This window comes from Mesorhizobium sp. CA7, from assembly GCF_020165015.1.
In the GTDB taxonomy this organism is placed as follows: Bacteria; Pseudomonadota; Alphaproteobacteria; order Rhizobiales; family Rhizobiaceae; genus Mesorhizobium.
The window spans coordinates 60,997-81,994 of the sequence record NZ_JAIUHH010000010.1 but is presented as its reverse complement, the minus strand read 5'-3'; the positions used below and the strand labels follow the sequence as shown (position 1 = coordinate 81,994).

Sequence of the window (20,998 nt, the reverse complement as noted above, 5' to 3'; positions counted from 1 at the left end):
GGTCAGGTCTCCACGATGCGTTTTTCCCGCAGCCTCGCCTCGAAGGCGGCTGGGTCGGGAATGACGATGGCGAGCTGGTTCTCCAGCACGCCGGCGAGCTCAGCGGCGGTCGCGATCTCGCGCTGCTCGCTGCTACCGCCGGCATGATTTGTCGACAGCCGGTTGTTGCGCAGCGCATAGCGCCGGTCGGGCAAGGCGAGCGCGGCCACCAGCGTGGTCAGGAAATGCGAGCTCGGATGGGTCGACAGGAAATGGCTGCCGACCAGGTAGTCGACCTCATAGGCCTGGCTCATGTCGAAGCGGTAGAGCGTGCGCCAATCGCTGCCAATGCCTGCTTGCAGGCGAAGATCGTCGCCGGTCTCGACGATGCGGAAGGCCTCGTGCGGTGTCTGCTGCACCAGCCCGGGCTCAAGCAGCAGCGGCGCCGTCAGCGTCAGGCCGCCGAAGCCGACATCGGCAATATAGGTGCGGCCGCCGAGCTCGACGCGCAGCAGCATATGGCTGCGCGCGGTGACGGCATCGTCAGGCTGGCCCCACAACACGCGCGCCGCCAGCCCGCTGGTCGTGAAGCCGAGCGCCTTCAGCGCATGCATGAAGATGAGATTGTGCTCGAAGCAATAGCCGCCGCGGCCCTGGCCAAGAATCTTGTCCTGCAGCGAGGCGATGTCGAGCCCGACGGAAACGCCCATCAAGGCGTCGATGTTCTCGAACGGGATCGTCTGCGGGTGAGTTGCGTGCAGCGCCTGCAGCGTGGCCAGCGAAACGTCGGTCGGCCCGTCATAGCCGATGCGGGCGAAATAGCCATCGAGATCGAAGTCGCTCATTCAAGGGCAGGTCCGGCTTGACCGGCCCGATATAGGCACTGCCCGCCAACGCTGCAAATAACGGCCACGCTTTGCGATTGGGCCACATGCCAATGCATGTCGCCCGGAAGTGCGCAGCGGTTCTCGGACTTTTCAGCGCGACGTGCTTCAGGCCGGTTTGTGATTGTTTTCGGCCGGCTCTTCCTCGATGGCCATGGACTGCTGCGCCGCCAGGAAGTTGCCGACATGGCTCAGGCCCTCGAAATGGTCGCAGAAGACCTTGATGACGACCAGCAACGGCACCGCCATCAGCGCGCCGACGAAGCCCCACAGCCAGGACCAGAAGGCGATGGCGATGAAGATCGCCACCGCATTGATCTCAAGGCGCCGCCCGACCACCGTCGGCGTCACGAACTGGCCTTCGATGATGTCGCACAGCACCACGAAGGCCGGCGCCAAGAGCGCATAGGCGATCGTGTCGAAGCTGATCAGCGCGATGACGGCGACAATCACGACCGTCATCAGCGCGCCGACATAGGGCAAGAAATTCAGCAATGCCGCCATCGCCCCCCAGACGAGCGGGTTGGGCATGCCGAGCCCCCACAAGCCCAGCCCGATCACCGTCCCGAGACTTACATTGATGATGGAGACCGTGAGCAGATAGTGCGAAATCTCGCGCTCAACGTCATAGACGATGCGCAGCGCCCGCTTCTTCTGCGTCATGCTGGCGAAGGATTGGACGATCTTCTCGTAGAACAGCGTGCCGGAGGCGAGCAGGAACAGCGACAGCACGAACACGATGGTGATCGCGGTGCCTGCTTCCAGGATGTTGCTGGCCGCCGTGGACAGGATGCCGGAAGGCGCTACCGCGACCTGCTGAAGGCCGGGTTCCTGAGACGTCTCCGTCAGCGCCTCCAACTGATGTGCGAGGTCCATCATTCGTTCGAGCGGCCGCTTGAACGGGGCCAGCCGCTCGGTGAGCTGCTGGCCGATCGAATAGCTGTTGTTGATGAGGTCGATGACCGGACCGCTGAGCAGATAGCCTGCGGCGGCGAAGACGAAGATCGAAAGCAGCACCAGCAGCGTCGCCGAGACAACCTCAGGGATGCCGTGCTTGCGCAGCAAACGCACGATCGGCGTCAGCGTCAGCGCCAGCAGGAAGGCGAGTATCACCGGCATGAAGAAGGCGCGCGCGAAGTACAGCGCCGCCGCCGTCATCAGAATGAAGATCCCGATCACCAGCGACCGCGTCAAGCGCATGTCCGCCCGGGCGCTGGCACGCGGATCAGGGCTTTCGGCAACGCTCGCGCCCGAAACGATCGGCTCGGCTTTCATCGGTTCCCCTTGCAAGCCCACCACCCAAACAATGAATGCATGGCAGGCTTTTGCGCGAAACGCGGGAGTTCCGGGCAAGGTTCCATGAGCCGGCTGTCCGCGGCATCGCACATGCGGTCGCGCTATTACATGACGTGTAATTGAGCCGCTGCGCCGGCCAGGCCTAATACGGGGCAGGCTTTTGCGACGACAGAGCAGAAGGCTGGCGCGGCGACGACTTCGTCCGCGCGATCACATCCGATTTTGCAAGAGGACGTTACAATGCAAAGGTTCAACCTCCAGACGATCGGCTCGGCACCCGAAAAATCCAGGCCTGCGCTCAAGGCGTTGGAAGAGAATTTCGGCTTTCTTCCGAACGTCATGGCGACTATGGCCAACAGTCCGGTGCTTCTCAACGGATTCGTCGCCACCTTCGGCAGTTTTCACGGCGGCAGCTTCGATGAAATCGAAAAGCAGGTCCTGCTGCTTACCAATGCGGTGACGATCAAGTGCCCCTGGACCGTTGCCGCGCATTCGACATTCGCCATCGAAGACGGCATCGACGAGGGCGAAGTCCAAGCGATCCGAAAGGGCAGGCTGCCAGCCAACCCGAAATACGCGGCGCTCTCGGCGTTGACGAAGACGTTGATCGAAAAAAAGGGAAACGTCACCGATGCCGACATCGATGCGTTCACCGCGGCGGGTTACTCGAAAGCCCAAGTTCTGGAGGTGGTGACCGGCGTCGGCGTTTCGACAATGGCGGCAATCACGACCAACATGGCAGGTACGCCGATCGAGGAGCGCTTCCGGGCGCAGGCATGGTCTCCGCTCGCGGTGGCAGCCTGACCCGCATAAAAACCGAGACCTGGAGCGCGACGCACTTCAGCGTGATTGGCGGCGCATGGATCGGCACGATCCCTGCGCCGCCAAAACTTGAGCCGGATTGAAGCGTATCGCAGCGGCGGTGCCCGAGGATTGCTGACCATGAACCCGTCGAATATCAGGACAGGCATGACGCCCGATCTGGGTGTGCTCTTGCGCCACTGGCGCGATTTGCGCGGCACAAGCCAGCTCGATCTGTCGCTTGATACCGGCATCTCCCAACGACAGATCAGCTTCATCGAAAGCGGACGCAGCGTGCCCAACCGCGAAACCCTGATGGCTATCGCCCGGGGGCTCGATGTGCCTTTACGCGAGCGTAACACATTGCTGCTCGCCGCGGGCTATGCGCCGATGTTTTCCGAAAGCGCGTGGGATTCGGTGGAAATGAAAAGCGTTACCGACGCCCTGACGCGCATCCTGCGGCAGCACGAGCCCTTTCCAGCAGTCGTGATGGATCGCTACTGGAACGTGCTCATGGCCAATGAATCCGCGCCGCGCTTCTTCGGCTGCTTCATCGACATGTCCGCCCGCCAGGGACCGCGCAACATGTTGCATCTGATGTTCGATCCGCAAGGCATGCGTCCGTTCATCGCCAATTGGCCCGATGTCGCCAGGAGCTTGTTCGAGCGTGTCTATCGCGAATCCATCGGCCGCGTTGTCGACGAGAAGACGAAGGTCCTGCTGGCGGAATTGCTCGCCTATCCGGATGTTGAAAACGAATGGAAAAACCCGGTGGCACTGGGCTTCACGCCAGTCATTCCGCTGGGGTTCGTCAGGGAAGGCAGGGTTCTCAACTACTTTTCGATGGTCACCACGGTCGGGACGCCGCAAACCGTCGCTGCCCAGGAACTGCGTGTCGAGTGCATGTTCCCGGCCGACGAGGCAACCGAGACGCTTCATGCCGAAATGATGGCCGTCGGCGCCGGGCATCCAGCGGCCTAGCATCTGGAGACCGGCGTCGACTGCCGCTCAGTCGACCGGCGCCGCGATGGCGGGCGCGGTTTTGGCCGTCTCCTTGCGCACGATCGGCGCCACCCTGGTGCCGTAAAGCTCGATTGCCTTCATGATCTTGGCGTGCGGCATGGTGCCGATTGCCATCTGCAGCAGGAAGCGGTCGTTGCCGAAGATCTTGTGCTGAGCGACGATCTTTTCCGCCACGGCCTCAGGATTACCGACGAAGAGGGCCCCACTGGGACCCCGCGCGTGATCGAAATGCGTGCGGGAGGTCGGGCCCCAGCCGCGCTCGCGGCCGATGCGGTTCATCACCTCGGCCTGCGGTCCGTAGAAATCGTCGGCCGCCTGCTCGCTCGTCTCGGCTATGAAGCCGTGCACGTTGATGCTGGTGGCGAGCCTGGCCGGATCGTTGCCGCCGCGCCGCGCCGCCTCGCGATAGATATCGAACAGCGGCGCGAAACGCGCCGGCTCGCCGCCGATGATGGCCAGCGCCAGCGGCAGGCCGAGCACGCCGGCGCGCGCGGCGGATTGCGGCGTGCCGCCGATGGCGATCCAGACCGGCAGTTTTTCCTGCAACGGACGCGGATAGACGCCGCGGCCGTTTATCGGCGCGCGCAGCTTGCCCTGCCACGTCACTGTCACCTGGTCGCGGATGGCGAGCAACAGGTCGAGCTTCTCGGCGAACAGCTCGTCATAGTCCTCGAGATTGTAGCCGAACAGCGGGAAGGATTCGATGAAGGAGCCGCGCCCGGCCATGATCTCGGCGCGGCCGCCGGACAGAAGGTCGAGCGTCGCGAATTGCTGGAAGACGCGCACCGGGTCGTCGGAGGAAAGCACCGTGACCGCGCTGGTCAGGCGGATGCGCTTCGTGCGCTCGGCCGCCGCGGCCAGCGCCACCACCGGCGCCGAGGCGGCATAATCTGGACGGTGATGCTCGCCCAGGCCGAACACGTCGAGGCCGACCTGGTCGGCCAGCTCGATTTCCTCGACGAGGTTGCGCAGCCGCTCATGCGTGCCGATCGCGCCGGGGCCCGGCTCCGGGCTGACATCGGCAAAAGTGTAGAGACCGAGTTCCATCTGGTTGCGTCCTCAATGTTCATGTCGGCATTTGTTGTCGGCGCTAGAGGTAACCATCCGCCGTTCTGCCCGCCAGACGCGCGGTCTGTGAACAGTGCATCGCGCTGCCGGGCCGTATCCCTGCGGCAACAAGCCCGGATTTTTCATGGCTGCCATACCGTTTTGGCGCTTGAACTTAGCGCTTTCACGCGTATGTAAGCGTCGCGAATAGACTGCAGGGAAGTACACTTGGCTATCTACAGGGAAAAAGACATTTTCGAGCGGCGCAATGCCGCGAACGAGGCAAAGAAGGCGCTGCTCGAGCGCTTCAAGGCAAAACCGGCGGCGGATGATCCGACAGTGCTGGCTCGCCAGGCCGAACGCAAGGCTATCCTTGAGGCCCGCGCCATCCGCGAGGCGGAAAAGGCAAGGCTGAAGCAGGAAAAGCTGGCGCGCGAAGCGGCCGAGAAGGCCGAGCGCGAGGCGATTGCCGAAGCGGCGCGTCTTGCCGCGGAAGCGGCGGCGGCCGAAGAGGCCAAGCGCCGCGAGGCCGAGGAATCCGAGCGCATCGCTCTCGAGCTTGCCGATGAGGCCGCGCGCAAGGCCAAGCGTGACGCACGCTACGCCGCCCGCAAGTCTCGCGTCGGCCGCACGCCTCCGGGCTTCTCCGCCCGCTAGAGCAATTCCAGGAAAATGGTTCAGGGTCGCCGAAAGCGGCCCTGAACGCGTTTGTGCTACGTATACCGAGCTAGGCGACCAGTTTCAGCCCGACGATGCCGCAGACGATCAGGCCGATACAGGCGAGCCGGACGATCGTCGGCGGCTCGCCGAGCAGCCAGATGCCGAGCAGCGCCGTGCCGACGGTGCCGATGCCGGTCCACACCGCATAGGCCGTGCCGACAGGCAGCGTCTTCAGCGCCAGCCCGAGCAGGCCGAGGCTTACGATCATCGAGGCGATGGTGAGAAGGGTCGGCAGCGGCTTGGAGAAGCCGTCGGTATATTTGAGGCCGATCGCCCAGCCGATCTCGAACAGGCCGGCGAAGAAAAGAAAAATCCAGGACATCGAAGACACTCCGTCATTCCAGCATCGCCTGAGATGCTTGGCGGCGGGTCGTCCCGGCCGGTTTTCGGGGAAGCGAGGTCGTCCTCGCCCTTTGATATGGCGTAGCCTCGATCAACAAAACACCGGCAGCATTGTCATGCCGCCGGTTCAAAGTCAGCATTGAGCCGGGTCGGCCGAATTCGGCCGCTTACTTTTCCTTGATACGCAACGCCTTGACCGGCGGCGCCTTCGGAGCCGGGGCCGCGGCGGGCTTCTTGGCGTCCTTCTTCGGCTTGCGGGCTTCCTTGCCCGCCTTCATCGCACCTTTAGCCATGATTCGCTCCTCCGATTGTGGGCGTGCGAGTGAAACAAGAGAAATGCCCGGCTGCAAGAGGCTGTGCCGCTTTGCGAAGCCGGTCGACCGGCTGTCAACCGATTTCCGGGCACAGCGCGGTTCGAAACCTCGCACGGGCTGGTGCATTGTCTGTGAGGCGGGCCGCTAGGCTCGGGCGCGGGGCAGCTCGGAGATCGGATGGCAGGACATAGCGGGTCGAGACGGGTGATCTACGCCGCGCTCGCCGGCAATTTGGCGATCGCGGCGACCAAATTCGCGGCGGCCGCCCTCACCGGTTCGTCCGCCATGCTGTCGGAAGGCGTGCATTCGCTGGTCGACACCGGCAACGGCGCGCTGCTCCTCCACGGCATGCGTCGCGCCGCGCGGCCGCCCGACCGAACCCATCCGCTCGGCCACGGACGCGAGCTCTATTTCTGGAGCTTTATCGTGGCGCTTCTGGTGTTCGCGCTCGGCGCCGGCGTCTCATTCTATGAAGGCGTCATCCACATCATGGCGCCCGAGCCGTTCGTCAACGCCAAGGTCAACTACATCGTGCTTGCCCTCTCCTTCGTCTTCGAAGGCAGCTCATGGCTGTTAGCGCTGAAGGAGTTCCGGCAGCAGAAGGGCAAGCAAGGCTGGCTGCAGGCCGTGCAATCGAGCAAGGACCCCAGCGTCTATACGGTGCTGTTCGAGGACAGCGCCGCGCTGTTCGGGCTGGCAGTCGCTTTCGCCGGCATCCTGTCGGCCCAGCTTCTGGAAATCCCCGAGCTCGACGGCCTCGGCTCGATCGGCATCGCCATCATCCTCGGCGCGACCGCCATCTTCCTGGCGCGCGAGAGCAAAGGGCTGCTGCTGGGCGAACCTGCCTCATCCGAAGTGCAGAAGAAGGTGCTGGCGATCGTCCAGGACGATCCGGCGGTGCAGCGCGCGAACGGAATCCTGAGCGTCCATATCGGGCCGGAGGAAATCGTCGCGGGCTTGAGCATCGAATTCGAGGATCATCTCAGCGCGCCCGATATCGAGGCCTGCGTCGAGCGCCTGGAAGCCAGGCTCAAGAAGGAAATGCCGCAGATATCGAGGCTCTTCGTCAAGCCGCAGGCAACTGGCACATGGGAGCGGCGGCGCAAGGCCATGGCCGAGGCCTCGGAGGAGGGATAGGTTTTGACAACGCGCACTTGTCAGGAGGAAGGCTATGAAGATCGACGGCGGATGCCATTGCGGTGCGATCGCCTATGAGGCGGAGGTCGATCCGGAAAAGACTTCGATCTGCCACTGCACCGACTGCCAGCAGCTGACCGGCACGGCCTTTCGCGTGACGGTTCCGGCGCCGGAAAGCGACTACCGGATTACCAGGGGCGCGCCGAAGGTCTATATCAAGACCGGGTCGAGCGGCGCCAGGCGGGCGCAGGGCTTTTGCGGCGAGTGCGGATCGCATCTTTACGCGACGTCGGTTGGCGATGGGCCCAAGATCTACGGCATCAGGGTCGGCACGGCGCGTCAGCGCGAGGAACTCGTCCCGAAAAAACAGGTCTGGCACCGCTCGGCGTTGCACTGGCTGCCGGAATTCGAAGGCATGACGACCATCGAGGAGCAGTAGCACTGTCGGATCGGCCCGTTGGCGCAAGCCTCGGCGATTGGCTGAATCTTTCGCGCCTTGGTCATCCTCGGGCTTGACCCGGAGATCCATGCCGTGACCGATGTGAGGGGCTCGGCGGAGCGAAATTCTCATCTCAATGGCTTAGCGCCACGGCATGGGATTCCAGGGTCTGCGCGCGTCGCTTCGCTCCTTGCTCCGCCCTGGAATGACGAAGTGATCGGCGTTCCAGCCAATCTCCAAGGAATGCGACCTCGCCAGCGAAGGAAGAATCGGTCGTTCCAACGTCGGCGTCGAGCGACTACTCGTCGCCTTCGACGACGCGCAGCCTGAGCTGTCCCGTCTTGGAGTCCGCTACCCGCGAACCGCCTTCGGCTTTTGGCGCTGCGCTTCGCGCGGCCTCTGTCTCGCCTTCCGCGAATTCCAGCGCCTCGATCTTCTGGCCGCGCTTGGTCACCTTCGACGTCGACACCAGGATGTCGTCGATGTCCCGCGCCGCCTGGCCGAAATGTGTCTGCAGCCGGCGTACCCGCTCGTCGACCCGACCCACATCCTCCATCAGGCGGATGACCTCGCCCTGGATAAGATGCGCCTGCTCGCGCATGCGGGCGTCCTTGAGGATTGCCTGGATCACCTGGATCGACAGCATCAGCAGCGAGGGCGAGACGATGACGACGCGGGCGCGATGCGCCTTCTGCACCACCGCCTCGAAATTCTCGTGGATCTCGGCGAACACCGATTCCGACGGCACGAACATGAAGGCGGTGTCCTGTGTCTCGCCCTGGATCAGGTATTTTTCGGCGATATCGCGGATATGCACCTCGATGTCGCGCCGGAAAGCCTGCGCCGCGGCCTTCTGCATGTCGGCGCCTTCGGCCGCGCGAATGGCGTTCCACGCTTCCAACGGGAATTTTGCGTCGATGGCGAGCATCGGCGCGCCGTTCGGCATCCGCACCAGGCAGTCGGGCCGGCTGCCGTTGGAGAGACTGGCCTGGAACTCGTAGGCGCCGTGCGGCAGGCCGTCGGCGACGATCGCCTCCATCCGCGACTGGCCGAAGGCGCCGCGCGTCTGCTTGTTGGAGAGGATCGCCTGCAGCTGCACGACCTGGCCGGCCAAGGACTGGATGTTGCCTTGCGCGGTGTCGATCACCGCCAGCCGCTCCTGCAGCTTGGCCAGGCTTTCATGCGTCGACTTGGTCTGCTCGGCCATGGTCTGGCCGAGACGCCCGGTCATGGCGTCGAGCCGTTGTCCGAGCGACTGGGTGAGCTCGGCCTGCCGCGCCCCGAACACCTCGGCGATCGCCCCCATGCGCCCCTGCATCTCGGCCTGCGCTTGCATGATGTCGGCCATCCTCGCCTCAGCATCGCGGGCATGGTCGGCGGCTTCGGCGGCCGCCGCCGCGCGTGCCCCGGCCGCGCGCCACAAGGCGACGACGAGCGCCACGGACAGCGCAAGCAGAAGGATCGCGCCGAAAGCCAGCGCCTGGCCAAGCGTCGCGGTCGTGGCGCCAAGCCGCGCGATGGGCTCGGAAAGGACGGAGGTCATGTCGTTCATTTGGGCAGCATAACCGATTCGGCCTCCTGGCACAGATCAAAACGTGAACAGGTCAAAGATGCCCCGGTTGACGCTTTTCAAGCGAGGTCTTAGGTGAGACGCCATGTCGATCAAGCCGCTCATCATCCTTCCCGATCCCGTCCTGCGCCAGGTTTCCAAGCCGGTCGAGCGCGTCGATGCCGATTTGCGCAAGCTCGCCGACGACATGCTGGAGACCATGTATGACGCGCCGGGCATCGGCCTCGCGGCGATCCAGGTCGGCGAGCCGCGGCGGCTGCTGGTCATAGACCTTGCCAAGGAAGGCGAGGAGCCTCAGCCGCATGTCTTCATCAATCCGGAAGTGCTCGAAAGTTCCGACCAGCGGTCCGTCTATGAGGAAGGCTGCCTGTCGATCCCCGACTATTACGCCGAGGTCGAGCGCCCGGCTTCGGTGCGGGTGAAGTATCTCGACCGCGACGGCAAGCTGCAGGAGATGCAGGCGGAAGGTCTGATGGCCACCTGCCTGCAGCACGAGATAGATCATCTCAACGGCGTTTTGTTCATCGACCACATCTCGAAGCTCAAGCGCGACATGGTGGTGCGGAAGTTCAAGAAGCTCGCCAAGGACAAGGCGCCGGGTAAGATGGTGGGATAGAGGGGCATGCCCCTTCGCGTCATCTTCATGGGCACGCCGGATTTCTCCGTGCCGACCTTGCGCGCCATCGCCGAGGCCGGCCACGAGATCGCGGCCGTCTACACCCAGCCGCCGCGCGCCGCCGGCCGGCGCGGGCTGGAGCTGACGCCCTCGCCGGTGCAGCGCGAGGCGGAGCGGCTGGGGCTCGACGTTCGGACGCCGACGTCGCTGAAAAGCGAGGCCGAGCAGCAGGCTTTTGCCGCCTTGCAGGCCGATGTCGCGGTGGTCGTCGCCTACGGCCTGCTGCTGCCGAAAGCCGTTCTGGACGCGCCAAGGCTGGGCTGCCTCAACGGCCATGCCTCGCTTTTGCCACGCTGGCGTGGTGCTGCTCCCATCCAGCGCGCCATCATGGCCGGCGATACCGAGACCGGCATGATGGTCATGAAGATGGAAGAGGGTCTGGACACCGGGCCGGTGGCAATGGTTGAAAAAGTCGCCATCGCGCCCGACATGACAGCCGGCGAATTGCATGACCGACTGATGGTTCAAGCCGCCTCGCTGATGGTTGAGGCGCTCGCGCAGTTGGGGATAAATTGTCTGACATTTACCCAACAGGCAACGGCAGGGGTGACCTACGCCCGAAAGATCGATAAATCGGAGACACGCGTAGACTGGACGCGGCCTTCTGGCGAAGTCCACAATCACATTCGCGGCCTCTCGCCCTTTCCGGGCGCGTGGTGCGAGGTCGACATTGGCGGCCGCATGGAGCGGCTGAAACTGCTTCGTTCGACGCTCTCGGATGGCGTCGGCGAGTCGGGAGGAATTCTCGATGACCGGCTGACGGTCGCCTGCGGGACAGGCGCGGTCAGGCTGGTCGAAGTTCAACGGGCGGGCGGAAAGCCTGCCACTGCGCAGGAGTTTTTGCGCGGAGCCAAGATCGAAAAAGGAACGAAACTCACATGAGCATGATGTCGATACGCGCGGCGACGCCGCGGGATCGCGAGGCGATCCGCCTCGTCGAAGAACATGCCTTTGGCCAGCAGGCGGAAGCCGGCCTGGTCGACGCGCTTGTCACCGGCGGTGATGCCGTCGTCGAGCTGGTTGCGGAGGAAGACGGGCAGGTCGTCGGCCATATTCTTTTCTCGCGACTGTTCGTTCAGAACGGCACCAAGCAGTTCGCCGCCGTCGCGCTGGCGCCGCTGGCGGTCGAGCCGTCGTTCCACGGCACCGGCATCGGCGGCGCGCTGATCCGCGAGGCGCATGTCCGCCTCAAGGAAGCCGGCGAGATGCTGGCCGTGGTGCTGGGCGATCCGGTCTATTACGGCCGCTTCGGGTACGCCCATGCGCGCGCCGCAGGATTCGAGAGCGAGTATCAGGGCGAGGCGCTGCAGGCGCTGGCCTGGGGCGACGCGCCCGAGACCGGCAGGCTGGTCTACGCTTCCGCCTTTACCGCTTTAGCCGCCTAGGCGAGCGGCAAGCGCCGCAGGACATGCCGCGTTTTCGGCTCGATATCGAATATGACGGCAGCCAATTCGCCGGCTGGCAGCATCAGGCCGACCAGCCCTCGGTGCAGCAGGCGATCGAGCAGGCGATCGAGAAGTTCTGCGGCGAAGAGGTAAGAATACGTGCCGCCGGCCGCACCGATGCCGGCGTGCACGCCACCGCGCAGGTCGCCCATGTCGACCTGGCCAAAGCGTGGTCGGGCGACAAGGTGCGCGACGCCGTCAACGCGCATCTGCATGCGGCCGGCACGCGTGTCGCCATTCTGAAGGCTGCCGTCGTCGCCGACGGTTTCGACGCGCGGTTTTCCGCCACCGGCCGGCATTATCTTTATCGCATCCTCAACCGCCGGGCGCCGGCGGCGCTGGAAAAGGGCAAGGTCTGGTGGGTGCCGAAGCGGCTCGACGCCGAGGCCATGCATGAGGCTGCCAAGGTGCTGCTCGGAAAGCATGACTTCACCACCTTCCGCTCAACCCAGTGCCAGGCCGAAAGCCCGGTCCGCACGCTTGATCGCCTCGACGTCAGCCGCGATGGAGACTTCATCGAGCTGCGCAGCTCGGCGCGCTCTTTTCTGCACAACCAGGTTCGCTCTATGGTCGGCTCGCTGAAGCGCGTCGGCGACGGCTCCTGGAGCGCCGCCGATCTCAAGGCGGCGCTCGAAGCGCGCGACCGCGCCGCCTGCGGCCAGGTAGCGCCGCCGGACGGGTTGTTTCTTGTCGGGGTGGATTATCCGGAAGGCGTCTGAGCGCGGTCTCGATCAGGCGCCTCACGGTTTCTTCTGCGAGTGGGTCTCGTGGCGCTTGCGCGCCCGTTGGGCCATTTCCGCAGGCGAAATGACTTTGCCAGGGTTTGTCTTCAACGCATCATAGGTCGGTGCGACTTCCTCGCGGAGCCAGCGCTCCACCGCGGCGTCGCGCTCCTGAAGGGCGCGAAGCCCAGCGCGGATGACTTCGCTGCTGGTCGCATACGTGCCCGAGCGGACGAGTTGATCGATGAAGGCGGCTTGCTCCGCCGGCAGGCTGAAGATGCATCTTTCGGTGTCGGGCAGGATCAACCCGTCGTGCCGTCCGGTATGTCGATGCCGAGCAGCGCCTGCAGGCCGAACAGGACCAGCAGCGAGGCAACGAACATGCCGATGAACACGGTCGTGCCCACCGCGGCGCCTTTGCCGATGGTTGTATTGGTCATGCGCCAGGTCAGCACCATCGACAGGGCGAACAGCGCCAGCGATACCAGGCTGCTGACCTCGCTGGCGGAAGGCAGGAGCAGCCTGAGCAGCGCCGAGGGCAGCATCAGCCAGGCGATGATCGCCGACGCCCAGTTGGACGCGACGACATAGTGGACGAAGCGGCCGCCGATGCCGGCGCGGGGCGCCACCAGCGCAAGCGCGACCAGCGGCAGCACCCAGGAGCCGATATCGACGGTCGCCAGCCTTATCAGCATGCCGAGGCGCCCGGCGAAGGCATCGGGGTCGCCGACCTCATTGGCTATCCCGACCCAGCCTACGATCAGCGCCGGCGCCGCCACGACGATGGCAAAGAAGGAATTCCAGAAACCGTCGGCCGAAAGGTCGAGCAGGCGCAGGCCATCAGCCTTGCCGAACATCAGGCGCCAGGCGCCGGCCAGCGAAGCATAAGTTTCGTCTGCCGAAAGCATGGTCACGAAAGGCCTTGTCCGAACCAGTCTTCGATAAAGCGTTCGTAGATTTGCGTCAGCGTCTCGAGGTCGGCAAGCGCGACGCGCTCGTCCACCATATGCATGGTCTTGCCGACCAGCCCGAACTCGACCACAGGGCAATAATCCTTGATGAAGCGCGCGTCCGACGTGCCGCCGGAGGTGGAGAGCGCCGGCCTCTTGCCGACCACCGCCTTGACCGAACCGCTCAGCGTATCGATCAGCTTGTCGTCGCGGGTGAGGAAGACATGGCTCGGCCGGTCGCGCCAGACAAGCTCGTAGTCGACCGGCGCCTTCTTGCCCGGCCGGTATTTCTTGCGCGCGGCGGCCTGGTCGAGCCGGTTGTGGATCTCGGACTGGACCGATTCGGCGTCCCAGGTGTCGTTGAAGCGGATGTTGAAAATGGCCGTCGCCTTCGCCGGGATGACGTTGGTCGCCGCATTGCCGACATCGATCGACGTCACTTCGAGGTTGGTCGGCTGGAAATCCTTTGTGCCCTTGTCGAACACCGGATGGAGCAGCGCGTCGACAAGGCTGATCAGGCCACGCACCGGATTGTCGGCAAGCTGCGGATAGGCGGCATGGCCCTGGCGTCCGTTGACGGTGACGCTGCCCGACAGCGAACCGCGCCGGCCGATCTTGATCATGTCGCCGAGGGCATCGGGATTGGTCGGCTCGCCGACGATCGAGGCGTCCCACTTCTCGCCCTTGGCCGCTGCCCAGTCGAGCAGCTTGGTGGTGCCGTTGATGGCCGGACCTTCCTCATCGCCGGTGATCAGCAGCGACACCGAGCCTTTCGGGCCGCCATTCTGCGCGACATGGCGCGCAACCGCGGCGACGAAGCAGGCGATGCCGCCCTTCATGTCGACGGCGCCGCGGCCGTACATCTCGCCATTGGCGATTTCGGCGGCGAAGGGCGGATGCGTCCAGGCCGCCTCGTCGCCCACCGGCACCACATCGGTATGGCCGGCAAACATCAGATGCGGGCCGTTGCCTGAGCGCCGCGCATAGAGATTTTCGATGTCCGGCGTGCCGTCTTCCGAGAAGATTGGACGCTCGACCGAAAAGCCGAGCGGCTTCAGCATATCTTGCAGCGCGGCAAGCGCGCCACCCTCGGCGGGCGTCACGGACGGGCAGCGGATCAGGGCGGCAAGATTCGCGGCGGGATCGGTAGGCAATGTCATGGGCAAAGCGATAGTCGAAAGCGTTTGTCGTGTCACGGTGGCAGATGATCGCCGCTCATGCCGCCGACAATATGGTTTTCATGACGGTAAATGCATGTCGCCCGCAAGTGTGCGGCAGTTCTGGGAGAACGACATGCCTAATAGTAAGGTGGCGGCCAAGCGAGGACGAGTGCATGGTCCGTGAAACGAAGACGATCGCAATAGCCGGCGCCGGCAGCATCGGCTGCTATGTCGGCGGCTGCCTGGCGCTCGCCGGACGCAAGGTCGTCTTCCTCGGCCGCGGCCATGTCGTCGCGGCCATGCGCGAAAGCGGGCTGCGCGTCAGCGATCTTGATTGCCACGAACGCCGCATCGAAGCGCAAGCGATTTCGGCCACCGACGATCCGGCGGCAGCGCTCCCCGATGCGGATGTCATCCTGGTGACGGTGAAGCGCGGCGCGACCGGGGAGATGGCCGGGCTGATCGCCGCCCACGGACGCGCTGATGCCGTGGTGGTCAGCCTGCAGAACGGCGTCGACAATGCGGACAGACTGCGCGCCGCATTTCCTGGACGGCGGGTGCTGACCGGCATGGTGATGTTCAACGTCGTCCTGTCGCCCGATGGCGAGGCGCCGTTGCGTGCACATCGCGCCAGCCAGGGCGAGGTGATGATCGACCACGGCGTTGACGGCCTTGTCGATCTGCTCGACGTCGATGGGCTTGCCGTCGAAGCGCGCGCCGACATGAAGGCGGTGCAGTGGGGCAAATTGCTGATGAACCTCAACAATGCCCTCGTCGCGCTTTCCGACCTGCCGCTGGCGAAGCAATTGGCCGACCGAAGCTGGCGCGTCATCCTGGCCGGCCAGATCGACGAAGCGCTCGCCGCTATGCGAGCGGCGGGCATAGCGCCTGCGCGCATCACCGGCCTGCCGCCGTCGCTGCTACCGAAAGTGCTGCGGCTGCCCGACTGGCTGTTCGGGCTTCTGGCCCGCCGCATGCTGGCGATCGACCCTCAGGCGCGCTCGTCGATGTGGGACGACCTGAAACACGGCCGCCCGACCGAGATCGACGAATTGCAAGGCGCGATTATTCGCCTGGCCAGGCAAACGGGCATACCGACGCCGGTCAACGAACGCGTCACGACGCTGGTGCGTCAGGCGGAAGCGGAAAAGCGCGGTCCGCCCGGCCTCGGGCCGGAAGCGGTCGGCGGCGGTCCTCGATCAGCGTGATCTTCTGCCAGATCTTGCGCGACAGGTTGGAGCTCAGATTCTCGATGTCGTTGACGGCGTTGACGACCACATCGTCATTGACCGACTGCGCGAACAGCGCCGCGACCTTGCCGGCGATCGACAGCATTTCGGAGCAATAGTCGAGATAGCGCGCCAGGTCGGCCGCATCGGTGATGCGGGCGGGCGAGTGCGAGGTCGGCTTGAAATCTGCCGACAAGGTCGCCGGATCCTTGGTCAATTGATGCATGTCGATGACATGGATCAGCGAGCGCAGCCCGTGCAGCTGCCGGAAAACCTTCTTGCGCTTGATCCGCTCCTCGGTGCGGATCAGCGCCAGCAGCCCAAGCACTGCCAGGATGACCGTGTTGATCGTCGCCTCGATGCCTTGCATCGACTGCACGGCATCGTCGGCGCCCGAAATGCGGTCGAGCGGCAGGATGGTGCCGACGAACAGGAACATCGCCACGCCGGCGACGAAGGCCGCGACGATGGCGCCGCGCAGCCACCAGATCGGCGCTTCCAGTTCCTTGGCGGCCTTGCCGAGGTCTCGCGACAGCGACACCAGTTCGGCGGCAACGGCGCGCAGGCCCCTTTCCGGGAAACGCTCCGCGACCCGCTCCTCCAGCCTTTGAGCGGTCTCGATGATCCGCGCCGGGTCGAGCGTGCGATAGCGCATGCGACCTCAGCTATCGCCCGGCGCGTTGGTGCGCCTGCCGTAGCGGTTCGGTCCGGGATCGCTGCGGAAACAGGCCAGGATGATGAGCAGGATGGGACCGATGATGAGCGAGATCAGCGCAAAATAGGTCGGCTTGCCGAAATCATGGAAGCGCTTCGCCGTCACCGCGAAGGTGGCCCAGGCCGAGATCAGCAACACGCCCCAGCATATCATGGCCCAGTTCTGGCTGGCGGTCGTGTTCAGCTCCACCCGCGCGAACTGGTAGAACGGGAAAAACTGGACAAGGACCAGCAAAATCCCGGCCAGCGCATAGGCGACCGGGCTCAGCCGCCCCGAAAGGCTGAAGAACAGCCAGAGGAATTGCGATCGTTCAGCCAATGGCGTCCGCTCCGTCGTGGAGGATCAATCGCGCAGCAATTCGTTGATCGAGGTCTTCGACCGGGTCTTGGCGTCGACGCGCTTGACGATGACGGCGCAGTAGAGGCTCGGGCCCGGCTCGCCATTGGGTAGCGGCTTTCCGGGCAGCGATCCGGCGACGACCACCGAGTTCGGCGGCACCTCGCCGTAAAAGACCTCGCCGGTGGCACGGTCGACGATCTTGGTCGACTGGCCGATGAACACGCCCATGCCGAGCACCGAGCCTTCGCGAACGATGCAGCCTTCGACCACTTCGGAGCGCGCGCCGATAAAGCAATTGTCCTCGATGATGGTCGGGCCGGCCTGCATCGGCTCCAGCACGCCGCCGATGCCGACGCCGCCGGAAAGATGCACGTTCTTGCCGATCTGGGCGCAGGAGCCGACCGAAGCCCAGGTGTCGACCATCGTGCCGGTGTCGACATAGGCCCCGACATTGACGAAGGACGGCATCAGCACGGCGCCCGGCGCGACATAGGCCGACCGGCGCACGATCGAGGACGGCACGGCGCGGAAGCCTGCCTTCTCGAAGTCGACGGCGCTCCAGCCGTCGAACTTGGACGGCACCTTGTCCCACCACACGGCCTGGCCGGGACCGCCCTTGATGATCTCCATCGGGTTCAGCCGGAAGGAGAGCAGCACCGCCTTCTTCAGCCACTGGTTGACGTGCCACTTGCCGTCGTCCTGCCGTTCGGCGACGCGGGCGACGCCGCGGTCGAGCAGGTCGAGCGCCGACTGGATGGCATCGCGCGTCTCGCCGCGCGTCGCGGTCGAAATCGTGTCGCGCTCCTCGAAGGCCTTCTCGATGGTTCTTTCGAGGCTCGCCAGATCGGGCTTCGACATGATTTCGCTCCATTACCAAGCTGTTAAGGGGCCACGCCTTAACCTGTTTAAAAGTCGCGCGGACCCTATGTTAAGGCTCAATGGGGGTCAATCGCGCCTGCGGCACGGGACGGCGCAAGTGAAGGAATTGGACGGGTGGATTCGATGACTCCCATGGAAAAGGCAGGGTGGACGCCGCTGCCGCATTCGGACGAGGATCTGGAGCGCTCGAAAGGCGTGCCGGATACCCCGCAGACGCGGGCCGATACCTACCGGCTGGCCTGGAACGATCCCGAGTTCATGACGCGTCGCGAATTGCGCGCCGTGCGGCTGCAGCTCGAGCTTCTGAAGCCGGAAATGATCCTGGCCGAACGCGGCATTCATTCGACCGTCATCCTGTTCGGCGGCGCCCGCCTGCCGGAACCCGGCGGCGAAGCCTGGGCGGCGAAGAACGAGACGCAGAAGAAGAACCTCGAGGCGAACAGCAAATATTACGAAGAAGCGCGCAGATTCGCGCGTCTGTGCTCGCAGCAGTCGGCCACCTCCTATTATCGTGAATATGTCGTCGTTACCGGCGGCGGGCCCGGCGTCATGGAGGCCGGCAACCGCGGCGCCGACGATGTCGGCGCGCCGTCGATCGGCTTGAACATCGTATTGCCGCACGAGCAGGCGCCCAACGCCTATGTCACGCCGGAGCTGTGCTTCAACTTCCACTATTTCGCCGTCCGCAAGATGCATTTCGTCATGCGCGCCAAGGCGGTCGCGGTGTTTCCGGGCGGCTTCGGCACGATGGACGAGTTCTTCGAGACGCTGACGCTCATCCAGACGGGACGCATGGAGCGCGTCCCGGTCATCCTGTTCGGCAAGGCGTTCTGGCAAAGGGCGATCGATCTCGATTTCCTCGCCGAGCAGGGCACGATCTCGCCCGGCGACCAGGACATCATCGATTTCGTCGACACGGCCGAAGAAGCCTGGGAGATCATCCGCCGCTTCTACAAGCTTTAAGGGCGGGAAGACAAACCTGCCCGGTCTGCCTACGCCGGCAGCTCGACCAGCCAGCCATTCGAGTGCGCGAAACGCACGATGGCCGCCCGTGAGTGCAGCGCGAGCTTCTCGGTTGCCCTGGTGCGGTAGGTCTCGATCGTCTTTATGCTGAGGTTGAGCCGGGACGAGATTTCCTTGTTGCTGTAGCCGAGCGCCACCAGCTGGATGACCGACCGTTCCCGTTCGCTGAGATTGCCGGGACCGCCCTGGGTGGCGCCGCGCGGGCTCAATATGCGCGCGGCGAGCGCCGGATCGACATAGTTGTCGCCGGCCAATACGCAGCGGATGGCCTGCAGCAGGTCCGTCGCCGTCGACCGCTTGACCACGAAGCCGCGGCCGCCGGCCGCAAGCACCTGGCGCAGGCAGCCTGGGTCCTCATGCGCCGTCAGCGCTATGCAGCTGACCTCGGGAAAGCGTTCGCCAAGCCGTTCGATCAGCGTGATCCCGTTGACGCCGGGAAGCGATATGTCGACCACGGCGACATCGGGTAGCGTCTTGCCGATCCCTTCAAGGGCATCCTCGGCATTTCCGGCCAGTCCGACGATCGTCAGATCGTCCTGGCTGTCGATCATCGCGCCGACCCCCGACAGGATGATCGGATGGTCATCGACCACGAATATGCGCCTGCAGCACACCTTAACCTCCATCAGTCTGCCAAAGGCCCTGTCACGCGGAAAGGGTCCTCTTGTCCTTGATGGTCTAGGCAACTGGCCCGCCTGGCGCGGGACGCCCGTCTGTTCTGGCGGCCTGAACGGCCGCAACGGGTAAGCCATCCCCCGCCTAACCCAATGAAGCCGGACTGTAAGCCACCGCTAATGTCCGGGATGTGCAGCGCTTCACGTAACCCCACCTGACGCCAAGATGCCGTTTCAGACTTGTTCGCGTCTTGTCGGCCGGACCGTCGATCAGCCGGCCAGAGGCACATCGGCGTAAACGGTTGTCCCCTTGCCCCTGGCGGTTTCAACCGACAATTTGCCACCGACCAGTGCCAGCCGCTCCCTCATTCCGGCAAGGCCCAAATGGCCCGGACCGGGTTCGGCGCTGGCGTCGAAGCCGCGGCCGTCATCCTCGATCGTCAGGCGTATCCGATCGTCCTGGATGTGCGCCGTGACGCTTACGCGGCCCGGCGCGGCATGCTTGCCGATATTGGTGAGCGCTTCCTGCGCAACGCGGTACAAAGTGAGCGCGATCTCGGCAGGCGGCGGGCTCGACAGGGCTTCAAGATCCATCTCGCATGCAATGCCAAGTTGACCGCAAAGCATGGTAGCCAGGTCCTCGACCGAAGCTCTGAGGCCTTGGTGATCGAGGTCCGCGGGTCGCAGGCTCCAGGCGGCGTCATGCACCCTGGCACTCAGCTCGTCGATAAGCATCGCGGCGCGCTCGAGGCGGGCGTCCATCTCCGGCGAGCCGGCGCGAACGATGTGCAATTCGAGCGCGACGCTGGCGAGCAGCTGGCCAAGATCGTCATGCAGCTCTCGCGACAGGCGCAGACGCTGCTCTTCCTGCACGGCAACCAGATGCCGCGCCAGACCACGGCGCTTTCCCGAGCTTTCACCTTTGCCGATGTCGATGCCACCCTCCACCGTCAACGCCGCGCCCGCGAGAAGAGGCACAAGGGTTGATGCTGCGCGCAATATACACCCGGCATATGCCTTTATGCCTGTCAGTTTTTTCCTGATTGCTTCAACTTTTCCTGACACGGGGGTCAGCAGAAAAACCGGCCGCACCTGCCGATCAGCCCGAATTCGTGGGCGCTATTTCCGCGTGCATCCTTAGAGCGTCCTCCCGGTCACCTTGAACTGGCCGGGAAGCTCAACACCAACCAAGGAGAACGTCATGAGAAAGATCATCCTGGCCGCGGCCGTGCTGTCGGCTCTGACCGGTTCGGCATCCGCATTTTCGGTCGGTAGCGGCAACGGCAACGGCAACGGCAATGTCGGCGTCGGCAACGGCAATGGGAACGGCAACGCCAACACCGGCGCCTTCAACGGCAACTTCAACGGCAATGGCAATTTCGGCTTCGGCAACGGCAACGGGAACGGCAACGCCAATATGGGCGCCTTCAACGGCAACTATAACGGCAACCTCAATGCCGGCGCCGCCAACGGCAACGGCAACGGCAACGGCAATTTCGGCCTCGGCAACGGCAACCTGAACGGCAACGGGAACTGGGGCATCGGAAACGGAAGCGCCAACGGCAACGGCAACGCCGGTGTCGGCAACGGCAACGGAAACGGCAACGGGAATCACTAGTCCCCGCCCAACCGCCGGCGTCGCCAAGCTTCAGCTTGGAAAGACGCTGATGGCTCTGGGACCGTCGAGCCAAGCG

The 20,998-nt window shown here is 64.4% G+C and carries 26 protein-coding genes; 12 read left to right on the top strand and 14 right to left on the bottom strand.

Features of this window, described 5'->3' with window-relative positions; all coding sequences use genetic code 11:
• Positions 1–2: 2 nt before the first annotated feature.
• Positions 3–824, bottom strand: a complete 822-nt coding sequence (locus LB552_RS18530) for an arylamine N-acetyltransferase family protein (protein ID WP_224609067.1) — start codon at positions 822–824, stop codon at positions 3–5.
• Positions 825–971: 147 nt separating this feature from the next.
• On the bottom strand, positions 972–2,138 hold the full coding sequence (locus LB552_RS18525; protein ID WP_224532178.1) for an AI-2E family transporter: 1,167 nt from the start codon (positions 2,136–2,138) through the stop codon (positions 972–974).
• 261 nt (positions 2,139–2,399) lie between these two features.
• Between LB552_RS18525 and LB552_RS18520 the strand changes: the two genes are divergently transcribed.
• On the top strand, positions 2,400–2,963 hold the full coding sequence (locus LB552_RS18520; RefSeq protein ID WP_224609064.1) for a carboxymuconolactone decarboxylase family protein: 564 nt from the start codon (positions 2,400–2,402) through the stop codon (positions 2,961–2,963).
• 138 nt (positions 2,964–3,101) lie between these two features.
• A complete protein-coding gene (locus LB552_RS18515) occupies positions 3,102–3,941 on the top strand; it encodes a helix-turn-helix domain-containing protein (RefSeq protein WP_224609272.1) in 840 nt (279 codons plus the stop codon).
• Positions 3,942–3,968: 27 nt separating this feature from the next.
• Here LB552_RS18515 and LB552_RS18510 read toward each other — a convergent pair whose 3' ends face one another.
• Positions 3,969–5,030: an LLM class flavin-dependent oxidoreductase gene (locus LB552_RS18510; protein WP_224609061.1), complete on the bottom strand. Its 1,062-nt coding sequence runs from the start codon at positions 5,028–5,030 to the stop codon at positions 3,969–3,971.
• Between the two features lie 228 nt (positions 5,031–5,258).
• On the opposite strand from LB552_RS18510, the gene LB552_RS18505 reads away from it, so the two are divergent.
• Entirely contained in the window at positions 5,259–5,687 is a 429-nt protein-coding gene (locus LB552_RS18505; RefSeq protein WP_224609058.1) for a DUF6481 family protein, read from the top strand.
• A gap of 70 nt (positions 5,688–5,757) precedes the next feature.
• Here LB552_RS18505 and sugE read toward each other — a convergent pair whose 3' ends face one another.
• Together sugE and LB552_RS29665 are read right to left on the bottom strand one after the other, a co-directional pair.
• On the bottom strand, positions 5,758–6,072 hold the full coding sequence (gene sugE, locus LB552_RS18500) for a quaternary ammonium compound efflux SMR transporter SugE (RefSeq protein WP_224609056.1): 315 nt from the start codon (positions 6,070–6,072) through the stop codon (positions 5,758–5,760).
• Between the two features lie 187 nt (positions 6,073–6,259).
• Positions 6,260–6,385, bottom strand: a complete 126-nt coding sequence (locus tag LB552_RS29665) for a hypothetical protein (protein ID WP_095769470.1) — start codon at positions 6,383–6,385, stop codon at positions 6,260–6,262.
• Positions 6,386–6,583: 198 nt separating this feature from the next.
• Here LB552_RS29665 and LB552_RS18495 point away from each other — a divergent pair, with 198 nt between their 5' ends.
• Both LB552_RS18495 and LB552_RS18490 read left to right on the top strand, forming a co-directional pair.
• Positions 6,584–7,543 (top strand): cation diffusion facilitator family transporter, encoded by a 960-nt coding sequence (locus LB552_RS18495; protein ID WP_224609053.1) that lies wholly within the window; start codon positions 6,584–6,586, stop codon positions 7,541–7,543.
• Positions 7,544–7,577: 34 nt separating this feature from the next.
• Positions 7,578–7,982: a GFA family protein gene (locus tag LB552_RS18490; protein ID WP_224609050.1), complete on the top strand. Its 405-nt coding sequence runs from the start codon at positions 7,578–7,580 to the stop codon at positions 7,980–7,982.
• A gap of 298 nt (positions 7,983–8,280) precedes the next feature.
• Here the strand turns inward: LB552_RS18490 and LB552_RS18485 are convergent, their stop codons facing one another.
• Positions 8,281–9,534 (bottom strand): DNA recombination protein RmuC, encoded by a 1,254-nt coding sequence (locus LB552_RS18485; RefSeq protein WP_224609047.1) that lies wholly within the window; start codon positions 9,532–9,534, stop codon positions 8,281–8,283.
• 103 nt (positions 9,535–9,637) lie between these two features.
• Here LB552_RS18485 and def point away from each other — a divergent pair, with 103 nt between their 5' ends.
• From def to truA, 4 genes are read left to right on the top strand one after another with little or no spacing between them, the layout of a single operon-like run.
• Positions 9,638–10,168: a peptide deformylase gene (def, locus tag LB552_RS18480; protein ID WP_040984875.1), complete on the top strand. Its 531-nt coding sequence runs from the start codon at positions 9,638–9,640 to the stop codon at positions 10,166–10,168.
• Between the two features lie 6 nt (positions 10,169–10,174).
• Positions 10,175–11,110, top strand: a complete 936-nt coding sequence (gene fmt / locus LB552_RS18475) for a methionyl-tRNA formyltransferase (RefSeq protein WP_095769475.1) — start codon at positions 10,175–10,177, stop codon at positions 11,108–11,110.
• Entirely contained in the window at positions 11,107–11,613 is a 507-nt protein-coding gene (locus LB552_RS18470; protein WP_095769476.1) for a GNAT family N-acetyltransferase, read from the top strand. Before fmt ends, LB552_RS18470 begins: the two co-directional genes overlap by 4 nt.
• A gap of 23 nt (positions 11,614–11,636) precedes the next feature.
• Positions 11,637–12,392, top strand: a complete 756-nt coding sequence (gene truA / locus LB552_RS18465) for a tRNA pseudouridine(38-40) synthase TruA (RefSeq protein WP_095769477.1) — start codon at positions 11,637–11,639, stop codon at positions 12,390–12,392.
• A gap of 21 nt (positions 12,393–12,413) precedes the next feature.
• Here the strand turns inward: truA and LB552_RS18460 are convergent, their stop codons facing one another.
• Genes LB552_RS18460 through dapE form a run of 3 tightly spaced genes read right to left on the bottom strand, consistent with a single transcriptional unit; the run spans position 12,414 to position 14,505 of the window.
• Complete coding sequence (locus LB552_RS18460; protein WP_095769521.1) at positions 12,414–12,695, bottom strand: type II toxin-antitoxin system ParD family antitoxin; 282 nt, start codon at positions 12,693–12,695, stop codon at positions 12,414–12,416.
• A 2-nt stretch (positions 12,696–12,697) separates the two neighbouring features.
• A complete protein-coding gene (locus LB552_RS18455; protein ID WP_224609270.1) occupies positions 12,698–13,303 on the bottom strand; it encodes a transporter in 606 nt (201 codons plus the stop codon).
• Positions 13,304–13,305: 2 nt separating this feature from the next.
• Positions 13,306–14,505, bottom strand: coding sequence for a succinyl-diaminopimelate desuccinylase (dapE, locus tag LB552_RS18450; protein ID WP_224609045.1), 1,200 nt, complete (start codon positions 14,503–14,505; stop codon positions 13,306–13,308).
• A gap of 173 nt (positions 14,506–14,678) precedes the next feature.
• Between dapE and LB552_RS18445 the strand changes: the two genes are divergently transcribed.
• On the top strand, positions 14,679–15,713 hold the full coding sequence (locus tag LB552_RS18445) for a 2-dehydropantoate 2-reductase (RefSeq protein WP_224609042.1): 1,035 nt from the start codon (positions 14,679–14,681) through the stop codon (positions 15,711–15,713).
• Here LB552_RS18445 and LB552_RS18440 read toward each other — a convergent pair.
• From LB552_RS18440 to dapD, 3 genes are read right to left on the bottom strand one after another with little or no spacing between them, the layout of a single operon-like run.
• Complete coding sequence (locus tag LB552_RS18440) at positions 15,622–16,389, bottom strand: hypothetical protein (RefSeq protein WP_224609041.1); 768 nt, start codon at positions 16,387–16,389, stop codon at positions 15,622–15,624. The genes LB552_RS18445 and LB552_RS18440 overlap by 92 nt on opposite strands.
• A gap of 6 nt (positions 16,390–16,395) precedes the next feature.
• The gene (locus tag LB552_RS18435) at positions 16,396–16,767 is read right to left on the bottom strand and encodes a DUF805 domain-containing protein (protein WP_140635861.1); all 372 of its coding nucleotides are present in this window, start codon (positions 16,765–16,767) and stop codon (positions 16,396–16,398) included.
• A 24-nt stretch (positions 16,768–16,791) separates the two neighbouring features.
• Positions 16,792–17,646, bottom strand: coding sequence for a 2,3,4,5-tetrahydropyridine-2,6-dicarboxylate N-succinyltransferase (dapD, locus tag LB552_RS18430; protein ID WP_095769483.1), 855 nt, complete (start codon positions 17,644–17,646; stop codon positions 16,792–16,794).
• Between the two features lie 144 nt (positions 17,647–17,790).
• Here dapD and LB552_RS18425 point away from each other — a divergent pair, with 144 nt between their 5' ends.
• The gene (locus LB552_RS18425; RefSeq protein ID WP_224609038.1) at positions 17,791–18,630 is read left to right on the top strand and encodes an LOG family protein; all 840 of its coding nucleotides are present in this window, start codon (positions 17,791–17,793) and stop codon (positions 18,628–18,630) included.
• A 29-nt stretch (positions 18,631–18,659) separates the two neighbouring features.
• Here LB552_RS18425 and LB552_RS18420 read toward each other — a convergent pair whose 3' ends face one another.
• Both LB552_RS18420 and LB552_RS18415 read right to left on the bottom strand, forming a co-directional pair.
• On the bottom strand, positions 18,660–19,283 hold the full coding sequence (locus LB552_RS18420; protein WP_318012051.1) for a response regulator transcription factor: 624 nt from the start codon (positions 19,281–19,283) through the stop codon (positions 18,660–18,662).
• Positions 19,284–19,574: 291 nt separating this feature from the next.
• Complete coding sequence (locus LB552_RS18415) at positions 19,575–20,282, bottom strand: sensor histidine kinase (protein WP_224609032.1); 708 nt, start codon at positions 20,280–20,282, stop codon at positions 19,575–19,577.
• A 223-nt stretch (positions 20,283–20,505) separates the two neighbouring features.
• Here LB552_RS18415 and LB552_RS18410 point away from each other — a divergent pair, with 223 nt between their 5' ends.
• A complete protein-coding gene (locus LB552_RS18410) occupies positions 20,506–20,922 on the top strand; it encodes a hypothetical protein (RefSeq protein ID WP_176477154.1) in 417 nt (138 codons plus the stop codon).
• The last annotated feature ends 76 nt before the right edge of the window (positions 20,923–20,998 follow it).

What these genes read in the sequence shown, in the direction of transcription:
- LB552_RS18530 (WP_224609067.1), bottom strand. Translation starts at nt 824, where the DNA reads ATGAGCGACTTCGATCTCGATGGCTATTTCGCCCGCATCGGCTATGAC.
- LB552_RS18525 (WP_224532178.1), bottom strand. Translation starts at nt 2,138, where the DNA reads ATGAAAGCCGAGCCGATCGTTTCGGGCGCGAGCGTTGCCGAAAGCCCT.
- LB552_RS18520 (WP_224609064.1), top strand. Translation starts at nt 2,400, where the DNA reads ATGCAAAGGTTCAACCTCCAGACGATCGGCTCGGCACCCGAAAAATCC.
- LB552_RS18515 (WP_224609272.1), top strand. Translation starts at nt 3,102, where the DNA reads ATGAACCCGTCGAATATCAGGACAGGCATGACGCCCGATCTGGGTGTG.
- LB552_RS18510 (WP_224609061.1), bottom strand. Translation starts at nt 5,030, where the DNA reads ATGGAACTCGGTCTCTACACTTTTGCCGATGTCAGCCCGGAGCCGGGC.
- sugE (WP_224609056.1), bottom strand. Translation starts at nt 6,072, where the DNA reads ATGTCCTGGATTTTTCTTTTCTTCGCCGGCCTGTTCGAGATCGGCTGG.
- LB552_RS29665 (WP_095769470.1), bottom strand. Translation starts at nt 6,385, where the DNA reads ATGGCTAAAGGTGCGATGAAGGCGGGCAAGGAAGCCCGCAAGCCGAAG.
- LB552_RS18495 (WP_224609053.1), top strand. Translation starts at nt 6,584, where the DNA reads ATGGCAGGACATAGCGGGTCGAGACGGGTGATCTACGCCGCGCTCGCC.
- LB552_RS18490 (WP_224609050.1), top strand. Translation starts at nt 7,578, where the DNA reads ATGAAGATCGACGGCGGATGCCATTGCGGTGCGATCGCCTATGAGGCG.
- LB552_RS18485 (WP_224609047.1), bottom strand. Translation starts at nt 9,534, where the DNA reads ATGAACGACATGACCTCCGTCCTTTCCGAGCCCATCGCGCGGCTTGGC.
- def (WP_040984875.1), top strand. Translation starts at nt 9,638, where the DNA reads ATGTCGATCAAGCCGCTCATCATCCTTCCCGATCCCGTCCTGCGCCAG.
- fmt (WP_095769475.1), top strand. Translation starts at nt 10,175, where the DNA reads ATGCCCCTTCGCGTCATCTTCATGGGCACGCCGGATTTCTCCGTGCCG.
- LB552_RS18470 (WP_095769476.1), top strand. Translation starts at nt 11,107, where the DNA reads ATGAGCATGATGTCGATACGCGCGGCGACGCCGCGGGATCGCGAGGCG.
- truA (WP_095769477.1), top strand. Translation starts at nt 11,637, where the DNA reads ATGCCGCGTTTTCGGCTCGATATCGAATATGACGGCAGCCAATTCGCC.
- LB552_RS18455 (WP_224609270.1), bottom strand. Translation starts at nt 13,303, where the DNA reads ATGCTTTCGGCAGACGAAACTTATGCTTCGCTGGCCGGCGCCTGGCGC.
- dapE (WP_224609045.1), bottom strand. Translation starts at nt 14,505, where the DNA reads ATGACATTGCCTACCGATCCCGCCGCGAATCTTGCCGCCCTGATCCGC.
- LB552_RS18445 (WP_224609042.1), top strand. Translation starts at nt 14,679, where the DNA reads ATGGTCCGTGAAACGAAGACGATCGCAATAGCCGGCGCCGGCAGCATC.
- LB552_RS18440 (WP_224609041.1), bottom strand. Translation starts at nt 16,389, where the DNA reads ATGCGCTATCGCACGCTCGACCCGGCGCGGATCATCGAGACCGCTCAA.
- dapD (WP_095769483.1), bottom strand. Translation starts at nt 17,646, where the DNA reads ATGTCGAAGCCCGATCTGGCGAGCCTCGAAAGAACCATCGAGAAGGCC.
- LB552_RS18425 (WP_224609038.1), top strand. Translation starts at nt 17,791, where the DNA reads ATGACTCCCATGGAAAAGGCAGGGTGGACGCCGCTGCCGCATTCGGAC.
- LB552_RS18410 (WP_176477154.1), top strand. Translation starts at nt 20,506, where the DNA reads ATGAGAAAGATCATCCTGGCCGCGGCCGTGCTGTCGGCTCTGACCGGT.